This is a genomic window from Falsihalocynthiibacter sp. CO-5D18 (assembly GCF_041205445.1).
GTDB classification, from domain to species: domain Bacteria; phylum Pseudomonadota; class Alphaproteobacteria; order Rhodobacterales; family Rhodobacteraceae; genus Falsihalocynthiibacter; species Falsihalocynthiibacter arcticus.
The window spans coordinates 1-18651 of sequence record NZ_JBGFCF010000031.1 but is presented as its reverse complement, the minus strand read 5'-3'; the positions used below and the strand labels follow the sequence as shown (position 1 = coordinate 18651).

Below are 18651 nucleotides of genomic sequence, written 5' to 3'. Positions count from 1 at the left end.
ATGGACTTACAACAATGACCGCCCGAATATGGGCATAGGCGGCATGACCCCCGCCCAGAAACTGAAAATGGCCGCGTAAGTTCTACAGCCGCACCCCATTAGAAATGGGGGGATTACCCATGGATAGCCCTGCACGTTAGGTAGATGCTGGAAACATAACCCAACCGCCCAAGTCTTCCATGCGACCGTCAGTCCAACCAGAAAATCGGCAATCTTTTCGTTCTCATTGATCAAGAAAGGGCTGTAATGATAGCCCGTCTCACTGACATCAAACGTGCGGCAGGCCAGCGCAATGCCAGTACCGTGGCGCGCCACCGCGTTCTCGGCCAGACCCCGGCGCAGGGCTGGCCGGAGCACTTTTTTCCTAGGGCTTCATCTGGCTGATCATCGACGCGTCTATTACCCGGCAGGTGATGCCCTGCATCACTGAGAGGGCATCCCGCCATACTTCGCCCGTCATTTGTAGAACGACGCGTTGCTCATGCCATGTTCGCGGCACAGCTCCGTTACCGGCACACAGCTTTCGGCTTGGTATAGGATCGCAAGAATTTGGGGTTCGCAATATCTCGCCATCTTCATCAAATTCTCCTCAGATATCTTGCCAAGAAAATTCTATTTTCGCATCCCCTTAGTTTAGGGAGATGGCCATGTATGTGATGGCATTGCATGGGGTCAGTATTGCGCTGGCCTGTCGGACATTCCAGATAAGCGAAACCTGTTATCGGTCCAGCACGGTTCTGAGCTACGAGAACGAAGAAATTTCCGATCGGTCGGAGCGTTTGACAACGCCAAACACAGTTGGGGCTTCGGCTTATGTTTCTTGTATCTACGTAACGTGCAAGGCTACGGGTGGAACCGCAAACGGGTCTATCTCATAAGCTGACAGGTAAATGCGAATCAATCACCGAGAGGTGGATCTATTGCGAACTGGGGCTGAATCTGCGGACCAAGCCAAAGCGACGTCTAAAGCGGGACAAGCTTGAGCCGTCGGCGGCGCTAGGTGCGCCAAACGATACATAGTTCATGGATTTCCCTCTTTGAAGTGGTCCACCCGTTTGGTTTGGAACGTGTAGAACTGAAGATGGCTTTTAAGAGACCCGCGCTGAAAGAGATTGTAGTGAAGTTCCTGTAGGTTGAGGTTCTAATCGGGCAAGGTATGCCTCGGAAGGAGGCAATCAGACAGATTAGGTGCGTCGTTCAAATCGAACGTTACCATTGCTTCCAAGTTGTTCGCGTTGCCCTGTATTTGTATACGTGGTGAGGGCTTTGTTTTGGCCTTGTATTGCTGTCAGCCGCCCATTTACACTGCGAACTGCACGCACAGCAGCCCCCAAAAGTCGTTGATTTCGGCTTGCTTTTATGCGGATTCGAGCCAAAATTGCGGCTTCAGGTGCAGGCTCTTTTAAAAGTTTTTCCGTCAGAAGAGCCTTTGCTTGAGTAAACTTAGCGAAGTTCTCTATTGCACCTGCGAGGATGTTTTCACGTTCCTTATCTAGCAAGAGTTCTAACTCTACAGCCAAGGTGGCTGGGGATGTACTATTCATTCTCGGACTCCTTCAAGGCTTCAAAAAGCGATTGGGCAAGGCCAATGCCGCCTTTCTCAACCATTGCTTCAGCCTGAGCTTGAACTAAAAAAGAACCGAATTGATCTTCCCCTGCTCCCCCTCCCAAATTCTCACGCGATTTTCCAAACCCAGCAGATTTCAACATTTCCGCAAGGAAACTGGCTTCAAGCTTTTTTGCGGCATCCATAAGCTTGGTATCTTCAGAGGATAACGGCTTAGGGCTTGTTCTGTTCTGGGAAAATGTTGGTGCGATCAGATCGGACATCGGAATGCTTTCAATTCTAGACAGTTTCTCCAATATTGGATCAAACCAGTAAACATCTGGTAACCAAGTCATCACATAGTAGCACTACCACGAGGAAGAATTCCCGAAAGGCTACGATGAACAATTTGATTTCGATAGTTTCCCGCGCGCCAAGTAGTTTGGATTCGCATTCCAATGGGCCTTTGGTTCAAGGTGAAAGTGCAAGCCTACCTTCTCGCAACACTCCGGAAGCTCAAAGCAAAGCTGGGCTTGCCCTAGTTTCAATTCCGTCTCAAAATGGGGCGAATACGGTGCATGAGTTGAATGGCGAAGCCACTTTCGGGGACATTTTTAATGGAAGCTTAGAGAAAAAGCCTAGCAGTTCCGGCTTAGGAACACCCGAACTTCTTCTTGAGAATACTAATTCCACAAAAGCCGGTTCAACGTATTCCAGCGCTGACGGAGAGATATCCGACGTCGTGCAAAAAGAACCGCAAGCTGTTTTGGATTCCGCAGTTTTATTTGGTCATCCGTCAAACATTCAAACATTACCCTTGAGCTTTGGAGGCCAATACCCTGTTAAATTGACAGAAAGTACAAATAGTATAACCGCCAGTACTACTCTCGAAACTGATCTACCAAAAGTTCCTTCTGATTTTGTTTCGCCAGTTCCTGTATCTGAATCGTCAGAAGGGACAGTGCCACTTCGTGCTCTTGAACAAAGCATTACATTGAAGGCGGAAGCCACCGACAAACCTTTCAAAACAGGGAAGGCCGAGACAACTTTCACTCCTTCCTCACTTCTAAATGAAAGTGCCACTTTGCAAGCGCCCAACAATGCGTCGACGAACGTTCAAACGGAGATCGCTTCCTCCATGAGAAACCCTGTTGATTCGCCTCCAAGTTTGATGCCAACCGCAAAACCAGACAATAGTGCAGCGATCTCGGAGGCTTCCACAAATTCTACTGAAACCCCCCAGATGCAATCGCAACTTCGTGACGCCACGTCGGTGCTTAGGGCAATGATGCCAACCTCAAATGAGACCCGTGTCGCGCGCCCTCAAGTTTTCGCAAATGACGGTGAAGTTTTACGCGGAGTCTCTGCATCTCCAAAAGACAGGTTGGCATCTACCGGGCAGGACCGCTCTTATTCTCAAGCGCTTTCAACTTCAAATGGGGGAGTGAGTTTGCAAAAGGACGGATTTCGAGTGAATCACGATGTGGCAACCTTTGTAAAAACGGTCCCACAGAGCGCCGAACCCACGCCCTTACCAAGTGAGCAACAACTGACAACGCAAAAGCTAAGCTCAGCTTCTGATCACCAGCATATTGTAGCACCCTCTCAACCTATTCAGGGCAATTCTACTAATGTCATAAATGTAGTTCCCTTAACTTCGGAATCTGTTTCTCCTAATGAGACCGCAGTGAAAACGGCTTCAACTCCAGCCGCCACTACACTTGCGCAAACCACGTCGACCACATCTCCGCCACAAGTTCCTAATGCCCTGATCGACACACCTTATAATATGGCCGCGCCTTTGGTCGAAGATTTTGCAAGTGACTTGAGTTTTACTCCGGACACGATGAATTTAGAATCTAGCCGCGTTCCTCTCGCACAATCCCAACACCAAGCTCTAGCGACTCCCCCACAATTACATCCCGATTTGGCGCGTTCAGTTGCACAACAACTGGCTTCCGCATCAATTGGCGAGGCCAATAGGCCGCTGGAGCTTGCACTTTCTCCGGAGGAGCTTGGACGTGTAAAGCTTACTTTTTCCCCCACTGAGGGTGGGATGGTCGTTTCGGTACTAGCAGAGCGACCGGAAACGCTCGATTTAATGCGCAGAAACATTAACTCCCTTGCTCAGGAATTTCTTGGAATGGGGTACGATCAAATTTCGTTCAACTTTAATCAATCTGGTTCCGAGCAGCAGCAAAATGGTCAGTCTTCTCCGGATCAACCACACGTGCCGCCATCAGAGTTCCAGCCTATTGGAACACCGGAATCGGGTCCGATTGCAATAGATCTGACGCAATCTGATCGCGTCGACATTCGTATTTAAAAGGACGTTACAATGGAAGTTACCCAATCTTCGCCTGCACTCCAAACATCCTCCAGCCAGATCGTATCTGAATCCCAAACGGACGCCGCTTCGCTTTCGTCGGATTTTGATACTTTTCTCAAGATGTTGACTGCACAAGTCACCAATCAAGATCCCCTGAATCCGACCGATTCTACAGACTTTGCCGCACAGCTTGCGACGTTTTCTAATGTAGAGCAATCAGTGAAAACGAATGAACTCCTAGAAAATTTGGTCGCTCAATTTGGCGGTTCTGGGATGGCTGAAATGGCAAGTTGGGTAGGTATGGAGGCGCGGATCGAGGCCCCGGCGCATTTTTCAGGGAGCCCAGTTACAATTTCACCAAATCCGATTGTAGGAGCAGATCAGAATTTCCTTGTCGTGCGGGATTCCGACGGAACAGTCGTTCAGCGAAACGAGATTCCAGTGAGTGCAGGAGCGTTAGAATGGGCTGGTGTAGACGACGGCGGAACGCCCTTTGAGAACGGTCTGTATACTTTTGCGTTGGACAGTTTCAAAAATGGAGAACAAATGGGCGAGATTCCCGTTGAAGTTTATAGTCGTGTAACGGAAGCTCGGGGCGAAGGAGGGATAACAGTTCTTGTTCTGGAAGGGGGGGCAATGGCTAACTCCGCAGATGTCACTGGCCTGCGCGAAGCTGCTTGATGTATACTGTTTCATAGTTCACTTGCCTTGGAATCTGCGCATCCCTAAATTGCATGAAACCAAGGATCGGCCTAAGTGGAATGTCTCTAACCTCTATGCAAACTCAACTCGCACGCGAGCTTTCGCAGAATTGTTTAGTGCCAAGCCAAGCAGCGTGGCAACAGTTGAGCGGTGGGCGCACCAATACCTGTTGGCGCATAAAAAATCAGGAAATCGATGTTGTTTGCAAATTGTTTCAAAAAGGGCAAAACAACCCTCTTTTTCCAAACAGTCCAAGCGACGAGTTCTCGGTACTCAAGTTACTCGAAAGAGCAAATCTTTCTCCCGATCCAGTTGCATACCAAGAAACGACTTTTGGTACTTGCGTGCTTTATTGCTTTCTTGATGGCGACGCCATTTCTGGCGTCGATGCGGGCGAAGTTGGCAAAACTCTTGCCCAACTGCACAACACGCCAATTCCGGTAAGAACCCATCTGCGAAAGCTTTCGCTTTCACCAAATGGAGTATCGCTTCACGGGGTAAAAATTTTGGATGTCTGCTCCTTTCGAACTGCACAGACACACCAAAAACTAATGCCGGTTCTTCCGAACTTGCCGGCGGCTACTCCGGTCTTGTTGCACGGGGACTTGGTGCCCGCAAATATCATTCGAACCAAGATAAACGTGCGGTTTATTGATTGGCAGTGTCCCGCGCTTGGCGACCCCTGTGAGGATATTGCAACTTATTTGTCACCGGCGATGCAGTACCTGTATGCCGACAAGCCGCTTGACGAGCATCAAGAAGCAGAGTTCCTGCGCTCGTATGGGAACAAAGATGTAATCGAACGTTATCATATCCTAAAACCGCTATACCACTGGCGCATGGCAGCATACTGCCTGTGGAAGGCAGGGGAAGGTGTCGAAGATTATGCGCAGGGCTACGCGCTGGAAATGATGGCCCTTAATCGTCTCGTGTAAACTAAGAAACGTGCAGCCAGATCCATTGGCCGACGGAAACAACGCCCATCCCCGCGAGGAACACTAGCGCGTACACGCCCAAGCTTTTCTTCGGCGCGGTATCTGCCATAGTCGTGCGCGCAATTAGGGCTTGCTCGGCCATTCCGGGTAAAAGTGGGCCGAACCGGCTTAAAATCCGAAGAGTCTTGACCAAGTCTGACACCACTGCTTTGGGCCCAATGCTTTCTTTGATGTACCCTTCGACGATTGGCTGTGCCACGTGCCAAATGTTGATTTGCGGATCAAGCGACCTTGCCACGCCCTCGACGACAACCATCGTGCGCTGGAGGAGGATCAACTCGGTGCGCGTTTCCATCCCAAATCGCTCGGTGACTTCAAAGAGGTAGTGCAGGAGGCGGCCCATGGAAATTCCACTCGCTTCCATTCCGAAAATGGGTTCACCAACGGCGCGCAGTGCATTTGCGAATTCTTCTACATCACGGTCGGCGGGCACATACCCTGCTTCAAAATGGACTTGCGCGACGCGTTTGTAATCTCGGGTGATGAAGCCATAAAGGATTTCGGCATAGACGCGGCGTGTGTATTCGTCGATTCTCCCCATGATCCCAAAGTCATAGGCGATAATGTCGCCGTTCTCGGCAACCTTCATATTGCCCTGGTGCATGTCGGCGTGGAAGTACCCGTCGCGCAAGGCGTGGCTCAAAAAGAGTTGCAGCACACGCGCACCGAGGGCTACGCGATCATGCCCCGCCGCATCTAAAGCTGCATTGTCGCCAATCGGCGTACCTTCTGCCCAACCAAGAACCATGACGCGGCGACCTGAGAGTTCCCAATTGGCGGCGGGAACTTGAAATGCTAAATCGTCTTTTGTGTTGGCGCCAAACTCCGATGCCGCAGCGCTTTCAAGCCGCAAATCAAGTTCGCCGGTGACGCCTTTATCAAAGTGTCGGATCACTTCTGTTGGTCGCAACCTTCGAGACGCAGGCGATAGAAATTCAAAGACGCTGGCCGCAAAGTAAAAGGCATCAATGTCCTTTCGGAATGCCTTTTCAATACCGGGGCGTAGAACTTTTACCGCAACTTCTTGACCCGTTTTAGCCAACCGCGCACGGTGCACCTGTGCGATACTCGCGGCGGCCACAGCATCGCCAAATTCACTGAAAAGTACGTCACTTGAATAGGTCAATTCTTCGGCGACCGATGCTTTTGCGATTTCAGTCGGGAAGGGGGGAAGCTTGTCTTGTAAGACCCGAAGTTGCCGCGCTAAATCTTCTCCAGCAATATCGGGGCGCGTGGACAGAACTTGGCCAAATTTAATATACGCAGGCCCCAAGGCGTTAAGGGCGCGGGTCACAGGGGTTAATGCTGGGTCGCCTTTGACGCCAAGCCACTTAAATGGCCACGCCAATGATCGTAACGCCACACGAACAAGGGGGGGCGCATCAATGGCTTCGAGAATCGGTGCCATCGCGCCATTGCGTTCAAACGTTGCACCCGTGCGAATGAGGCGCCAAATATTATGTGGGCCGCGCATCTAGATTTTCCATCCCGAATGAAGCGCCGCGATTCCCATGGAGAGGTTGCGGTATTTTACGTTCTCAAATCCAGCATTTCGGATCAACGACGCAAAGGTTTCCTGATCCGGAAAGTTCCGAATGGACTCCACAAGATATTGATAACTCTCGGAATCATTGGCAATGAGCTTGCCCATTTTCGGGATCACATTGAACGAGTACAGATCATAAGCTTTCTGCATCAACTCATTGGGAAGCTGAGAGAATTCAAGTACCATAATCCGGCCACCTGGGCGCAAAACACGGTAGGCTTCCGCCAATGCATCGGGAATTCGCGTGACGTTCCGGATACCAAAACTGATGGTGTAGACGTCGAACGTGTTGCTCGGGAAGGGGAGGGCCATTGCGTCGCCGACCACCCAATCAAGCTCGTCGGCGCGCTCAATGGCTTCCTTGCGCTGCGCACCTGCAATCAGCATTCCTTCGGTCATATCACAGACAGTGGCGTGGCCATATCCGGCTCGCTTGAGGAATTTGAACGAAACATCGCCCGTTCCGCCCGCCACATCGAGCAGCTTCTGGCCTGCGCGCGGTGCAAGCCAATCCATCATCGCTTCTTTCCAGATGCGGTGGATGCCCATCGACATTGCGTCATTCATGACGTCATATTTACTCGCAACATTCGTGAAAACGCCGTGGACCATGCCCGCTTTTGCGTCTTCATCTACGGTTTGGAAACCGAAATGCGTGGTTTTCTGGGAATTCTCGGTCATTTTGCCTTGCCCATTCTAATTCATCTCGACTCTTATATAGTGCTCACATGTGGTTACAACGTTCGCAATACTAAAGGAAAGCTGCCGATGCCCGAATTACCCGAAGTCGAGACGGTTCGTCGCGGTTTGGCACCTGTTATGGAAGGTAAAACAATTCTTAATGCGGATGTGCGCCGTCCAGACTTGCGGTGGCCGTTCCCTCCTAATATGGCGGAGCGGCTCACGGGCGCGCGGGTGCTGGGCCTACGACGGCGATCCAAATATATCTTGGCCGATCTGGACACGCGCGAGACGTTACTCATTCATTTGGGAATGTCGGGCCGCATGCTCATCTCGGGGGAACCACAGGGAAATTTGCACTATGAACTTCCTACGCCGCTCAAGCACGACCACGTAATTTTGGATCTGGAGGGTGGTGTTCGCGTGGCATTTAATGATGCGCGACGGTTTGGTGCGATGGATTTGGCGCCGACAGATACAATTGATGCACACAAGCTTTTGGCCAAACTGGGGCCAGAACCGCTAGGGAACGATTTCAACGGTATCTATTTGCAGGAGCGCTTGGGGAATAAGAAATCACCAATTAAATCCGCGCTGCTAGATCAGGGAATCATCGCAGGGTTAGGCAACATTTATGTCTGTGAAGTGCTTTTCCGGACACAGATATCGCCAAAAACACCAGCAAACACCCTCTCTAAGGCCTCTGTAAATGGATTGGTTCCAGCCATAAGAGACGTCCTAAACGAAGCCATCGAATCAGGAGGCTCAACCCTGAAAGACCATCGGCAAGCAGATGGTGAATTGGGTTATTTTCAACACAATTTTAAGGTTTACGGCCGAGAAGGAGAACCGTGTTTGCGCGAAGGCTGTGGAGGGACGATTGGGAGGATTGCACAGTCGGGTCGCTCAAGCTTCTATTGTTCGCAATGCCAAAGATGACTTGATCGGAACTGTAAGACTGGTAAGTCAGAGCTTAACAGAAATTATACGGTAGGCCTATCATGGCGTATGAGACACTCATTGTCGAAGTTGAAAATCACGTAGCCCTCATCAAGCTTAATCGGCCAGAGGCGCTAAATGCCCTCAATTCGGTATTGCTGAGTGAGCTCGCGCAGGCCCTGAAAATTGCCGAAAAGAACGACAAAGTGCGCTGCATTGTTCTGACAGGGTCTGAGAAGGCTTTTGCCGCAGGCGCTGATATCAAGGAAATGGCTGACAAAACCTTTGTGGAGATGTTCAGTTCAGACTTCTTTGGTGCGGAATGCAAAAGCCTTTTGGCCAATCGCAAGCCGGTCATTGCCGCCGTTGCGGGCTATGCGCTGGGCGGTGGATGCGAACTGGCCATGATGTGTGATTTCATTATTGCGGCAGATACCGCGAAGTTTGGCCAGCCAGAGATTAACCTTGGTGTTATTGCTGGAATGGGTGGAAGCCAGCGCCTGACACGATTCGTTGGAAAATCGAAATCGATGGATATGCACCTCACGGGGCGTTTCATGGACGCGGAAGAAGCAGAAAGGTCGGGATTGGTTAGCCGATTGGTTCCTGCCAAAAAATTAATGGAAGAGGCGATGTCTGCCGCTCAAAAGATTGCAGAAAAATCCTTACTGGCGACGAAGGCCGCTAAGGAAGCTGTTGATCGCTCTTATGAAACAACACTTTCGGAAGGGTTGCTCTTTGAGCGTCGCCTATTCCACTCGTTGTTTGCAACAGAAGATCAAAAAGAAGGTATGGCTGCATTTCAAGAAAAACGAGAAGCGCAGTTTCGCGATAAATAACAAAATCGTCGCACACCCCGTTGACTTACGGCTGAGTCGGGTCTAGAAGCCCAACTTCAGATTTATGCGACCCCAAAAAGTGGGAATTCGAGATATGGCTAATACGCCCCAAGCAAAAAAACGCGCTCGTCAAAACGAACGTCGTTTCCAAGTAAACAAAGCACGCCGTTCACGCGTTCGCACTTTCCTCCGCAAGGTTGAAGAGGCGATCGAGTCCGGCAACAAGGACGATGCATTTGCAGCATTGCGTGCCGCTCAACCTGAGCTGATGCGCGGTGTAACAAAAGGTATTTTTCACAAGAATACTGTTGCACGCAAAATGTCGCGTCTCTCTTCACGTGTTAAGGCAATCGCCTAAGACGTTAAGACTTAATTAGTTTTAAAAGAGCGTCCTTTCGAGGGCGCTCTTTTTTTGTGCGCGTGCGGCAAAATTGCTGCAGCGCAGGTAGGTTTTAAAGGGCAATTAGATTCGTTTTGAGAAAGTTCGAGTCAAGGTCGAAGATAAGTTGCGAAGCAACGCGACCAGTTGCTACTTAGGTCATGCGATTCACATCTTCGCTGGAGACACGACGAATTTTGAGCCATCTCTAATCCATTAGAGGCGGCAACTGTATCTGAGTTTTGGGCTTCCCACATCTCTGATGCGGAAGTGGTAATTTTGAATTGGATCAGTTCTTGCCTGGTTTCTTGAAGTTATTACTGTTTTTAACCTGATTTCTATTCTTGGATCAGGGCTTAAAGTTAAATCGGTCTCCATCTCCTCACGACGTGAGGTTTGAATGAGCTTGAGAAAGGGACTTCTCGTGCTCCTATCAATCTCGAAAGGCAGTACCCGCAAGGCACTGTCTTAGGGCGGTTTTTGCGTTTTCTGCAAACGTGATCATCGAGGGATGTGAAGGACGACTTGGGGGGTCTACCCACACGAAATCAGAAGGTCATTGGCCTAAAAAGATAACTGGCGAAGCGGGTAAAAAAGATGACGAATGAGACTTGGGGAACCGTACGAAATGAGCTGCAAAAAACCGTTGGGCAAAGCAATTTTACAAACTGGATTGAACCTCTAGAGTTTTCGAGCTTGAAAGACGGAATTGCAGTGTTTGCAGTTCCGACGAGCTTTATGGGCAATTGGGTTTCGCGGAATTTCGGCGATCAGATCAAACATCTTCTGAACGAAGCAGGGGCCGCTGTTAGCCGCTTGGAGTTCGCCGTCGCGAGCAAGCCAGTGGCGCGTCCTGCGTCAAAGGCACAGAAAGCCGCACAACACGCCCCAGCCGTTGAGCCTACAGCGGATATTTCTGTTCCCGGAGCTCCTCTGGATTCGCGTTTCACGTTCGAAAGCTTTGTTGTTGGCAAGCCGAACGAACTTGCGCACGCTGCTGCGAAACGCGTTGCTGAGGGCGGGCCCGTGTCCTTCAACCCACTTTTCCTTTACGGCGGTGTAGGGCTTGGTAAAACCCATCTGATGCATGCCATTGCGCATGAACTTCGGCGCGACCGCCCTGAGTTGAATGTTGTCTACCTTTCCGCAGAGCAATTCATGTACCGCTTCGTTCAGGCCTTGCGTGAACGTAAAATGATGGACTTCAAAGAGCTTTTCCGCAGTGTCGATGTCCTCATGGTTGACGACGTTCAATTCATTGCTGGCAAAGACAGCACGCAGGAAGAGTTTTTCCACACGTTCAATGCGCTGGTTGATCAAAACAAACAGATCATTATTTCCGCTGACCGCGCCCCAGGCGAAATCAAAGACCTCGAAGATCGCATCAAATCGCGTCTTCAGTGTGGCTTGGTCGTGGATTTACACCCAACCGATTATGAGCTGCGTCTCGGGATTCTTCAGCAAAAAGTCGAGCATTATCGTAAGCAGTACTCTGGCTTGGTTCTAACCGACGGGGTCTTGGAGTTTCTCGCTCACCGAATCTCGACCAATGTGCGGGTACTTGAAGGGGCTCTCACGCGGCTTTTCGCGTTTGCTTCTCTTGTTGGCCGCGAAATCACGTTGGAACTTGCGCAAGATTGCCTCGCAGATATTCTGCGCGCGAGTGATCGTAAAATTACCATTGAGGAAATTCAGCGTCGCGTCAGCGAGCATTACAATATCCGTCTTTCCGAAATGATCGGCCCGCGCCGCGTACGGATTATCGCACGGCCACGCCAAGTTGCGATGTTCCTAGCAAAACAACTCACCAGCCGCAGCCTTCCTGAGATTGGCCGCCGCTTTGGGGGACGCGACCATACGACGGTTATGCATGGCGTAAAACGGATCGAAGAGCTAAAACAGCTCGACAGTCAGATGGCCGAAGACCTAGAACTGTTGCGCCGCAGCCTTGAGGCTTGAAAACTAACGCAACAAGCGTCTCAGGCCTTGACGGCCCCCCGATATAATCGGACATTCTGACGAACAGTTAACAACGGGCGGAAGCGTTGGCTTCTTCGCCCCTGCACCTGTCAATAGGAGCATTGAATGAAATTCAGTATCGAACGCGCGGCCCTGCTAAAGGCCATTTCCCAAGCTCAGTCCGTGGTTGAGCGCCGCAATACGATCCCAATTCTGGCGAACGTATTGATTGAAGCCGAAGGGGAAAATGTTTCATTTCGTGCCACTGACTTGGATATCGAAGTTGTCGACAAGACCATTGCTCAAGTGGAGCGGGCTGGAGCCACAACGGTTTCGGCTGTTTTGCTTCATGAAATTGTCCGCAAATTGCCGGATGGCGCATTGATCAAACTCACCGACGATGGTGCTGCTGGCCGCCTCACCGTGGAGGCGGGGCGTTCCAACTTCTCGCTCGCGACACTGCCTCGCGAAGATTTCCCTGTGATGGCCTCTTCGGAATACACATCAAACTTTACCGCAAAGGCGAGTGTTCTGCGACGTCTTTTTGACAAATCAAAATTCGCAATTTCGACTGAAGAAACACGGTATTATCTCAACGGCGTCTACATGCATATTTCGGAGTCCGAAGGCGGAAAAGTTCTGCGCTGTGTGGCCACAGACGGTCACCGTTTGGCGCGGATCGATGCTGAAATGCCTGAGGGTGCTGCGGATATGCCCGGCGTTATTGTTCCACGTAAAACAGTTAATGAAATGCGCAAGCTCCTTGACGTTGACGATGCTGAAATTGCGGTTTCTGTGAGCGAAACCAAAATTCGTTTTGCCACGCCCGAAATCACGTTGACATCAAAGGTCATCGACGGAACTTTCCCCGATTACACACGCGTCATTCCAACAGGAAACACCCGCAAACTCGAGGTGGACGCGGCTGAATTCGCGAAAGCTGTTGATCGTGTGGCGACCGTGAGTTCTGAGCGTAGTCGTGCTGTGAAACTCTCGCTCGATGAAGATCGTTTGATCCTTTCCGTTAACGCACCAGATAGTGGTGCTGCCGATGAAGAACTGGTTGTCGCTTATGGGGACGAGCGTTTGGAAATTGGTTTTAACGCGAAGTATTTGCTCGAAATTGCCAGCCAAGTGGATCGTGAAAACGCCGTGTTTATGTTCAACTCTTCGGCGGATCCGACCTTGATGCGCGAAGGTAATGACACGTCCGCGATTTACGTCGTTATGCCGATGCGGGTCTAAGGGCTTCGCAGCGGGCAGGTTCTCCCCGTGACAGGCTTGGCCCTCCGAGATATTAAACTCTCGCACTTCCGGTCCCACAAGGCGACCCATTTAGAATTATCTGGGCGCCCCGTGGCCATTCACGGCGCGAACGGCGCTGGAAAAACCAGTCTTCTGGAGGCGATTTCCCTTTTGTCTCCGGGACGGGGGCTTCGGCGCGCAACCACGCAAGAAATGACCCGCAAAACAGAAGCTATCGGGTGGAAAATTTCGGCCGTAATCGCGACGCCCAATGACGTCCACGAAGTGGAAACATGGTCGCAAGCAGGGGCTCCGCGCCAAGTTCGGATAGATGAAAAAGCCGCGCCCCAAATTGCCCTCGGAAAAATTGCACGCGTGCTTTGGCTCGTCCCCGCGATGGATCGTCTGTGGATTGAGGGGGCGGAAGGGCGTAGACGCTTTCTTGATCGCATGACGCTGAGTTTCCTGCCAAGTCACGCGGAGTCCGTTTTGGCATACGAAAAATCCATGCGGGAGCGCAATCGACTTCTCAAGGATCAAATTCGAGATCCGGCTTGGTATGGCGCTCTGGAAAATCAGATGGCCATTTCTGGCGCACAGATATCGTCAAATCGCACGACGGTTCTGGCGCATATTGAGGCCGCCCAACACGCTGCTCAAACCCATTTCCCCACAGCGGACTTGGAGCTAATTCAACCCGACGGATCTCCACTGGGGCCGCAATCCGAAGCCACCCTGCGCGACGCATTTTCGCGGGCGCGGTCACGCGACATCACGGCGGGCCGTACGTTGGTTGGGCCGCATCGCGCTGACCTCGCGGCGCACTATCGTGACAAAAATATTTCCGCACGCGATTGTTCCACGGGGGAGCAAAAGGCGCTGCTCATTTCCCTTGTTCTCGCAAATTGTCGCGCCCTCGCATCAGACTTTGGCGCTCCGCCGGTGCTCCTTCTCGATGAGGTCGCCGCGCATTTGGATGCGAACCGCCGCGCGGCCCTCTATGACGAAATCTGTACTGTCGGGGCGCAAGCCTTCATGACGGGCACCGGTCCCGAACTTTTCGCCGAAATTGAGTCCCGTTCAGATGTCTATGAAGTCCAAGATATTGACGGAACCTCCAAAGTAGTCGCTGCAACATGACATTGTCTCCTTCAGATCTCGCGCTTTATGCATTCGCTATTTTTATCCTGTTTATGACGCCCGGACCCGTTTGGGTTGCCATCATGGCGCGTGCGATGAGCGGTGGATTTCGTGCTGCGTGGCCACTCGCGCTGGGTGTTGCTGTAGGCGATGCATTTTGGCCTCTTCTTGCGGTGCTTGGCGTTAGCTGGTTGGCTGGGGAGGTTGGGGGGCTGATGATTTGGCTGCGCTACTTTGCGGCCGCGTTCTTTATCTTTTTGGGTATGGGCCTCATACGCAAGCCCAGTGGTGTCTTAAAGGCTGATAGTCGTCTGACCAAGCCGGGTGTTTTGGCGGGGTTTTTGGCTGGCGTGGCGGTTATTCTTGGCAATCCAAAAGCAATTTTGTTTTACATGGGCATGCTACCTGGGTTTTTTGATCTCACCTCTGTAACTCGCCAAGACATTGCCGCAATTGTCCTGATTTCTATTATTGTTCCCTTTTTTGGCAACCTCGCTTTTGCAGCTTTGATTGCCCACGCGCGGACGTTTTTGAAGTCGCCAGAGGCGATCAGGCTCCTGAATGTTGTGGCCGGAGTGTTGCTCGTTTTTGTGGGGGCGTTTTTAGGGGCAACTGCGCTCGTTTAATTGCCTCAATCGCGTGACATCCCTTGCAAATAAACGTATAAATACCAAAAATACGAAGGATGCCTCAAATGGCCGATAACGCGCAGACTCCCGAAGAATATGGTGCCGATTCTATTAAAGTTCTCAGGGGCTTAGAGGCTGTTCGAAAACGGCCTGGAATGTACATTGGTGACACTGATGATGGTTCGGGTTTGCACCATATGGTGTACGAAGTTGTCGATAACGGCATCGACGAAGCTCTTGCAGGCCACGCGGACGCGGTAAACGTCACAATTCATGCGGATGACTCGGTTTCGGTTAGCGATAACGGTCGCGGAATTCCCGTTGGGATACACGACGAAGAAGGCGTTTCGGCCGCTGAAGTTATCATGACCCAACTCCACGCTGGCGGTAAATTTGACAGCAACTCATACAAGGTTTCTGGCGGCCTTCATGGCGTTGGCGTTTCCGTGGTGAACGCGCTGTCCAACTATCTGGAATTGCGGATTTGGCGCGACGGAAAAGAACATTATGCGCGCTTTGAGCATGGCGACACTGTTGAACATCTGCGTGTTGTTGGCGATGCGAATGGCCGTAAAGGGACGGAAGTGCGCTTCCTCGCTTCATTGGATACGTTCTCAAACCGCGATTTCATTTTTGAGACGCTTGAGAAGCGTTTGCGCGAACTAGCGTTTTTGAATTCGGGTGTTCGGATTATTCTGACAGATGAGCGACCAGTCGAACATCTACGCACCGAGCTTTATTACGATGGTGGCGTCCGCGAGTTTGTTAAATATTTGGACCGCAGCAAGTCGTCCATTATGCCGGAACCTATTTTTATGGTCGGCGAAAGAGATGATATCGGCGTTGAAGTGGCAATGTGGTGGAATGATAGCTACCACGAAAACGTTTTGCCCTTTACCAACAACATTCCCCAGCGCGATGGCGGAACCCATTTGGCTGGTTTTCGCGGCGCTCTGACTCGTACGATCAACAATTACGCTCAAACCAGCGGGATTGCGAAAAAGGAAAAAATCTCCTTCACGGGTGACGATGCCCGCGAAGGTTTGACCTGTGTGTTGTCGATCAAAGTGCCTGATCCTAAGTTCTCTAGTCAGACCAAAGATAAGCTTGTGTCTTCCGAAGTTCGCCCCGCAGTTGAAGGCCTCGTGAACGAGAAACTCGCGGAGTGGTTTGAAGAAAATCCGACTCAGGCCAAGATTGTCGTTGGGAAAATCGTTGAGGCCGCTGTGGCGCGCGAAGCCGCACGCAAGGCGCGTGATCTTACCCGCCGCAAAACGGCGCTGGATGTGAATTTCTTGGCTGGAAAGCTCAAGGACTGTTCCGAAAAAGACCCCTCTAAAACCGAAATCTTCATCGTGGAAGGGGACTCTGCGGGCGGGTCGGCGCAAACGGGCCGCGATCGGATGACACAAGCCATTTTGCCGCTAAAGGGTAAGATTTTGAATGTAGAGCGGGCGCGTTTTGACCGGATGCTCGCCAGTCAAGAAATCGGAAACCTTGTGATGGCTTTGGGCACGGGCATTGGCCGTGACGAATTCAATATTTCCAAACTGCGCTATCATAAAATCGTTATTATGACGGATGCGGACGTTGACGGCGCACATATTCGCACTTTGTTGCTGACGTTTTTCTATCGGCAAATGCCAGAGCTTATCGAGGGTGGCTATCTTTATATTGCTCAGCCTCCCCTCTATAAAGTGTCACGCGGCAAGTCCGAGGTTTACCTCAAGGACCAAGCCTCGTTGGATGATTATTTAATCGAAATGGGCGTTGAAGGTACCATCCTGCGCCTTGCCTCCGGAGAAGAGATTTCCGGTGCTGACCTTCGGCGTGTGATCGAAGAAGCACGTCAGGTGCGTCGGATTTTACAAGCATTCCCAACGCATTACCCGCAGCATATCTTGGAGCAAGCCGCGATTGCAGCTGCTTTTGTTCCGGGGGCGGTCGATCAAAACCTGCAGGGTGTTGCAGACGCTATTGCATCGCGTCTGGACAGTATCGCAGTAGAATATGAGCGTGGCTGGAAAGGCCGCCCAACCCAAGACAAAGGTATCCGTTTAGCGCGTCTTTTGCGCGGTGTTGAGGAAGTTCGCACGCTGGATGGTGGCGTGATGCGCTCTGGGGAGGCCCGTAAACTAGGGACCTTCACGGAGTCCCTTTTGGAGCTTTACGACAAGCCCTCCCGTTTGGTGCGCAAAGACAAAGAAGTGCTTATTCACGGGCCAAGTGAACTGCTAAAAGCTATCCTTTCAGAAGGCGAAAAAGGTCTATCACTTCAACGCTATAAAGGCCTTGGCGAGATGAACCCCGGTCAACTTTGGGAAACCACTTTGGACCCAGATGCACGTATATTGCTGCAAGTGAAGGTCGACGACATGGCAGAGGCGGATGACCTATTCACCAAGTTGATGGGCGACGTTGTTGAGCCACGACGTGAGTTCATTCAGCAAAATGCGTTGAATGTGGAGAACCTTGATTTTTAACCCGGTTGTAGGGACGCGCAAATTACTGCATGCGCCGCATAAGTCTGCGCAATTAGCCCATAAGATTGCATAAATTCACGCCAGAGGTGCATTGTAGCTCGAGCAATGCACCTCTGGCGCGATCTAAAGTTTACGCAAACTACATATAAATTACACGCTATATTATTAGACAATCGAACCTATTCTTCCTTTAAGGGTATTTTATGTGCAGCAATTGTTGCTAAGGGCGGATGACTGACATTCGCCGCGCATATTTCAATTGATCTTAACAACATTTCGCCTTGTCTCTTATCTTCAGCCAAGCGCAATCTTTGGTTCGGCGCTCAAAAGTCGACTGGGCCAACTGTTACCACAATGACCCCCGAAACAACCTCTGGGAGAACGTTTTGCGTGACTTTCATGAAAAATAAGTACTAGTGTCGCCCAAAGCAATTTACGCAAAACCAAGTGATTTTTTTGGGGCGGTACAAAAATTTGTCGAAAGAACGGAAAAAACTATCAGATACGCAGCAACTTGCCCTTATTTCACAAGTTGACCGCGTTTGCCCATTAGATGCGGAGCCGCTATTCTACAAGAAGGGTCAAAGATCTTTCAAGAATTACGAAATCGCTCACATTTACCCATTAAACCCGACCTCCGCTGAAGAACTGCTTTTGCAGAATGAAGAGCGTCTTGGAAAAGACCTAAATGATGAAGACAATCTAATACCGCTTTGCAGTTTGTGCCACAGTAAGTTCGACAAACCCAGAACAGTTGAGGAGTACCGAGAGCTAGTTGCCATAAAAAAGAATGCAGTTGAACGAAGCGGACAAGAAGAATTGTGGAAAGCAAACCCTATTGAGGAAAGTATACTAGAAATTGTTGACGCCATCTACGCCGATGCTGAAGAAGGCATTGAAGCAGAAATCACCTTCACTTCCATGAAGGTCGACGAGAAACTTAACGACAGTATTTCCAAACCTACGCGCCGAAAAATTAAGCACAACGTAACCGACTATTACACATTTATTCGAGATAAATTGGCATTGCTTGATAAGGCGGGTGACTGCACTTCCGAAATCATTTCCCACCAAGTTAAAGGTTTTTACCTCGTTCAAAAGGGAAAGGGCGTCAGCCAGGGTAATCCCCCCATTTCTAATGGGGTGCGGCTGTAGAACTTACGCGGCCATTTTCAGTTTCTGGGCGGGGGTCATGCCGCCTATGCCCATATTCGGGCGGTCATTGTTGTAAGTCCATAG

Annotated in this window: 16 protein-coding genes and 2 pseudogenes; 13 read left to right on the top strand and 5 right to left on the bottom strand. The window is 50.8% G+C overall.

Going from position 1 to position 18651, the window contains the following annotated elements; genetic code table 11:
* Positions 1-117: 117 nt before the first annotated feature.
* A pseudogene (locus AB9F27_RS21395) lies at positions 118-579 on the bottom strand (transposase); the annotation flags it as partial.
* Positions 580-635: 56 nt separating this feature from the next.
* On the opposite strand from AB9F27_RS21395, the pseudogene AB9F27_RS21390 reads away from it, so the two are divergent.
* Positions 636-1017 (top strand): annotated as a pseudogene (locus AB9F27_RS21390) (hypothetical protein); the annotation flags it as partial.
* A gap of 167 nt (positions 1018-1184) precedes the next feature.
* Here the strand turns inward: AB9F27_RS21390 and AB9F27_RS21385 are convergent.
* Together AB9F27_RS21385 and AB9F27_RS21380 are read right to left on the bottom strand one after the other, a co-directional pair.
* Positions 1185-1544: a hypothetical protein gene (locus tag AB9F27_RS21385; RefSeq protein WP_335586955.1), complete on the bottom strand. Its 360-nt coding sequence runs from the start codon at positions 1542-1544 to the stop codon at positions 1185-1187.
* Positions 1537-1752 (bottom strand): rod-binding protein, encoded by a 216-nt coding sequence (locus AB9F27_RS21380; protein ID WP_236940073.1) that lies wholly within the window; start codon positions 1750-1752, stop codon positions 1537-1539. Before AB9F27_RS21380 ends, AB9F27_RS21385 begins: the two co-directional genes overlap by 8 nt.
* A gap of 194 nt (positions 1753-1946) precedes the next feature.
* On the opposite strand from AB9F27_RS21380, the gene AB9F27_RS21375 reads away from it, so the two are divergent.
* The 3 genes from AB9F27_RS21375 to AB9F27_RS21365 all read left to right on the top strand — a co-directional run bounded on the left by AB9F27_RS21375 (position 1947) and on the right by AB9F27_RS21365 (position 5512).
* A complete protein-coding gene (locus tag AB9F27_RS21375; RefSeq protein ID WP_335586957.1) occupies positions 1947-3872 on the top strand; it encodes a flagellar hook-length control protein FliK in 1926 nt (641 codons plus the stop codon).
* A 12-nt stretch (positions 3873-3884) separates the two neighbouring features.
* Positions 3885-4556 carry a flagellar hook capping FlgD N-terminal domain-containing protein gene (locus AB9F27_RS21370; protein WP_335586958.1) on the top strand — a complete coding sequence of 224 codons (672 nt, stop codon included), beginning with the start codon at positions 3885-3887 and terminating at the stop codon, positions 4554-4556.
* Between the two features lie 95 nt (positions 4557-4651).
* Positions 4652-5512, top strand: coding sequence for a phosphotransferase (locus AB9F27_RS21365; protein WP_335586959.1), 861 nt, complete (start codon positions 4652-4654; stop codon positions 5510-5512).
* 1 nt (position 5513) lies between these two features.
* On the opposite strand, the gene ubiB is transcribed toward AB9F27_RS21365, so the two are convergent.
* Together ubiB and ubiE are read right to left on the bottom strand one after the other, a co-directional pair.
* Positions 5514-7046 (bottom strand): 2-polyprenylphenol 6-hydroxylase, encoded by a 1533-nt coding sequence (ubiB, locus tag AB9F27_RS21360; RefSeq protein WP_335586960.1) that lies wholly within the window; start codon positions 7044-7046, stop codon positions 5514-5516.
* Positions 7047-7799 (bottom strand): bifunctional demethylmenaquinone methyltransferase/2-methoxy-6-polyprenyl-1,4-benzoquinol methylase UbiE, encoded by a 753-nt coding sequence (gene ubiE / locus AB9F27_RS21355; protein ID WP_369758154.1) that lies wholly within the window; start codon positions 7797-7799, stop codon positions 7047-7049.
* 87 nt (positions 7800-7886) lie between these two features.
* Here ubiE and mutM point away from each other — a divergent pair, with 87 nt between their 5' ends.
* The 9 genes from mutM to AB9F27_RS21310 all read left to right on the top strand — a co-directional run bounded on the left by mutM (position 7887) and on the right by AB9F27_RS21310 (position 18567).
* The gene (gene mutM / locus AB9F27_RS21350) at positions 7887-8738 is read left to right on the top strand and encodes a bifunctional DNA-formamidopyrimidine glycosylase/DNA-(apurinic or apyrimidinic site) lyase (protein ID WP_335587008.1); all 852 of its coding nucleotides are present in this window, start codon (positions 7887-7889) and stop codon (positions 8736-8738) included.
* 62 nt (positions 8739-8800) lie between these two features.
* Positions 8801-9577 carry an enoyl-CoA hydratase gene (locus AB9F27_RS21345; RefSeq protein WP_039003977.1) on the top strand — a complete coding sequence of 259 codons (777 nt, stop codon included), beginning with the start codon at positions 8801-8803 and terminating at the stop codon, positions 9575-9577.
* Positions 9578-9671: 94 nt separating this feature from the next.
* Positions 9672-9935 (top strand): 30S ribosomal protein S20, encoded by a 264-nt coding sequence (gene rpsT / locus AB9F27_RS21340; RefSeq protein WP_039003978.1) that lies wholly within the window; start codon positions 9672-9674, stop codon positions 9933-9935.
* A 618-nt stretch (positions 9936-10553) separates the two neighbouring features.
* Entirely contained in the window at positions 10554-11915 is a 1362-nt protein-coding gene (gene dnaA, locus AB9F27_RS21335; RefSeq protein WP_369758153.1) for a chromosomal replication initiator protein DnaA, read from the top strand.
* A 126-nt stretch (positions 11916-12041) separates the two neighbouring features.
* A complete protein-coding gene (gene dnaN, locus AB9F27_RS21330; protein ID WP_335586950.1) occupies positions 12042-13160 on the top strand; it encodes a DNA polymerase III subunit beta in 1119 nt (372 codons plus the stop codon).
* Between the two features lie 27 nt (positions 13161-13187).
* Complete coding sequence (recF, locus tag AB9F27_RS21325; protein WP_335586951.1) at positions 13188-14300, top strand: DNA replication/repair protein RecF; 1113 nt, start codon at positions 13188-13190, stop codon at positions 14298-14300.
* Entirely contained in the window at positions 14297-14926 is a 630-nt protein-coding gene (locus AB9F27_RS21320) for a LysE family translocator (protein ID WP_335586952.1), read from the top strand. Before recF ends, AB9F27_RS21320 begins: the two co-directional genes overlap by 4 nt.
* A 68-nt stretch (positions 14927-14994) precedes the next feature.
* Entirely contained in the window at positions 14995-17412 is a 2418-nt protein-coding gene (gene gyrB / locus AB9F27_RS21315; protein WP_335586953.1) for a DNA topoisomerase (ATP-hydrolyzing) subunit B, read from the top strand.
* A gap of 474 nt (positions 17413-17886) precedes the next feature.
* A complete protein-coding gene (locus AB9F27_RS21310; RefSeq protein ID WP_369758152.1) occupies positions 17887-18567 on the top strand; it encodes an ABC-three component system protein in 681 nt (226 codons plus the stop codon).
* Positions 18568-18651 lie beyond the last annotated feature (84 nt).